We start from the raw sequence: 2,464 nt of genomic DNA, 5'->3' as shown, positions 1-2,464 counted from the left end.
CTGGGCGCGGAACGCGGGCCGGGATCCCCTCCCCCATCCCGGCCCACCCTGGCGGCCCCGCTTTGCGGGGCCGTTTTTTTGTGGCGTATGGACTGAGCGCTATGTCATCCACGCATGGCGTGGCTCTACCGCACGTGCGCGTGGATACGCTGCCATGCGCGACGCTCACCAGAACGTTAGGCTGGGACCATGAACTACATCGTGACCACTACACACCGCAGCGAATTTCCGCACCCGATCACCCTGCGCCGTGGCCAGCCGCTGGTGGTGGGCGAACGTTATGAAGGGCCTGAAGGCTGGGAAGACTGGTTCCTGTGCGAGGCAGAGGGCCAGCAGCCGGGATTCGTGCCGGCGCCGGTGATCGGCCGCGACGCGCAGGGTGGCGCATTTACCACGGAAGACTACTGCGCGCGGGAACTGGATGTGGATCCCGGGCAGCTGCTGCGTGGCGAGCGCACGCTCAATGGCTGGGCGTGGTGCGTGCCGGAAACCGGCGAACCGGGATGGGTGCCGTTGGAGAAGCTGCGGGTTCTGGAGTGATCACGGTGGTTCATCCACGCATTGCGTGGATGTAGCCCACATCGTAGATCCACGCCATGCGTGGATACGGTGCCATGCAAGCATGGCACCCACCAGAGCCGCAGCAGTGCCATGCAAGCATGGCACCCACCAGAGCCGCAGCAGTGCCATGCAAGCATGGCACCCACCCCATCAGGCTATCAGCCGATGGTTTCCAGGCCACCCATGTACGGGCGCAGCGCCTCCGGCACGGTGATGCTGCCGTCGGCGTTCTGGTAGTTCTCCATCACCGCGATCATCGCGCGGCCCACCGCCACGCCCGAGCCGTTCAGCGTGTGCGCCAGCTCCGGCTTGCCGGTGGCCGGGTTGCGCCAGCGGGCCTGCATGCGGCGGGCCTGGAAGTCACCACAGTTCGAGCACGAGGAGATCTCGCGGTAGGTCTCCTGCGACGGCAGCCAGACTTCCAGGTCGTAGGTCTTCACCGCCGAGAAGCCCATGTCGCCGGTGCACAGCAGCACCTTGCGGTACGGCAGGCCCAGCTTTTCCAGCACCACTTCGGCGCAACGGGTCATGCGCTGGTGTTCGGCGTCGCTGTCTTCCGGGCGGCTGATCGAGACCAGCTCGACCTTCTCGAACTGGTGCTGGCGGATCATGCCGCGCACGTCGCGGCCACCGCTGCCGGCCTCGGCACGGAAGCACATCGAGTGGGCGGTCATGCGCAGCGGCAGGCGTTCGGCATCGACGATCTCATCGCGCACGATGTTGGTCAGCGGTACTTCCGAGGTCGGGATCAGGTAGCGCGTGGAATCGCCCACGGCGGTCTTGAACAGGTCGTCCTCGAACTTCGGCAGCTGGCTGGTGCCGCGCAGCGAATCGGCGTTGACCAGCAGCGGCACGTTGGTTTCCTCATAGCCGTGCTCGCCGGTGTGCAGGTCGACCATGAACTGGGCCAGCGCACGGTGCAGGCGCGCGATCGGGCCGCGCAGCACGGTGAAGCGCGAACCGGACAGCTTGGCGGCGGTTTCGCCGTCCAGCCAGCCATTGCGGGCGCCCAGTTCGACGTGATCGAGCACCTTGAAGTCGAACTGACGCGGGGTTCCCCAGCGCGCCTGTTCGACGTTGTCGTTCTCGTCGGCACCGGCCGGCACGTCATCGGCCGGCAGGTTCGGAATGCCCATCGAGATGGCGTCGATCTTCTCGCGCAGCTCGTCCAGCGCCACTTCCGAAGCCTTCAGCTCGTCGGCGAAGGCGGCGACCTCGGCCATGATGGCCGAGACGTCCTCGCCCTTGGCCTTGGCCTGGCCGATGGCCTTGGAACGGCTGTTACGCAGGCTCTGCAGCTCCTGGGTCCGCACCTGGATGCGCTTGCGATCAGCCTCCAGGGACTCCAGGGCAGACACGTCGAGCTCGAAGCCGCGGCTGGTGCGCAGGCGTTCGGCGAGGTCGGCGGGCTGGTGGCGGAGCAGGGCTGGATCAAGCATGGCAGGTGTCGTGGTGGGTATCAGGGATGGGATTATCGCTTGTTATACGGATTTCTGCCGCCCGGTTCATTCCCGGCGTGGCAGAATCGGGCTATTCCGTACTGGTCCGGTCCATGTCTGCACCCCGCTCGTCGTCCGCCAAGTCGTTCACTGTGCATATCCCGCGCAACGCCCTGAAGATCGCCGGCATCGCCTTCGGCGTGGGCGTGCTGCTGTTCGTGCTGGTCTGGCTGACCGGCCGTGACAAGGAGTTCTTCCGCGCCGACCCGGCCGCACAGACCCCGCAGGAAACCGCCCAGGTCGAGCCCCTGCCGGAACCCTTGGCCGCTGCGGCCGGTTCCAGCGACATGCCTGACGCCAAGCCGGCACCGGTGGAGGAAGAAGCGCCGAAGCTGGTCGAAACCGCTCCGCCGCCACCCGCCCCGATCGCCGAGCCGGCCCCGGCCGCCCCGGGCGCTGCGTCG

Annotated in this window: 2 protein-coding genes and 1 pseudogene; 2 read left to right on the top strand and 1 reads right to left on the bottom strand. The window is 67.0% G+C overall.

All coding sequences use genetic code 11. From position 1 onward, the window contains the following. The first annotated feature begins 189 nt into the window (after positions 1–189). Entirely contained in the window at positions 190–540 is a 351-nt protein-coding gene (locus QRO95_RS25135) for a ligand-binding protein SH3 (RefSeq protein ID WP_285303737.1), read from the top strand. Positions 541–719: 179 nt separating this feature from the next. Here the strand turns inward: QRO95_RS25135 and serS are convergent, their stop codons facing one another. After that, a complete protein-coding gene (gene serS, locus QRO95_RS25130; protein ID WP_032129791.1) occupies positions 720–2,000 on the bottom strand; it encodes a serine--tRNA ligase in 1,281 nt (426 codons plus the stop codon). 113 nt (positions 2,001–2,113) lie between these two features. Between serS and QRO95_RS25125 the strand changes: the two are divergent. Further along, positions 2,114–2,464: pseudogene (locus QRO95_RS25125) on the top strand (energy transducer TonB); the annotation flags it as partial.

Source organism: Stenotrophomonas maltophilia group sp. Smal13 (assembly GCF_030236855.1).
GTDB lineage: Bacteria > Pseudomonadota > Gammaproteobacteria > Xanthomonadales > Xanthomonadaceae > Stenotrophomonas > Stenotrophomonas maltophilia_A.
This window is presented reverse-complemented; position numbering and strand designations above follow the sequence as displayed.

What these genes read in the sequence shown, in the direction of transcription:
- QRO95_RS25135 (WP_285303737.1), top strand. Translation starts at nt 190, where the DNA reads ATGAACTACATCGTGACCACTACACACCGCAGCGAATTTCCGCACCCG.
- serS (WP_032129791.1), bottom strand. Translation starts at nt 2,000, where the DNA reads ATGCTTGATCCAGCCCTGCTCCGCCACCAGCCCGCCGACCTCGCCGAA.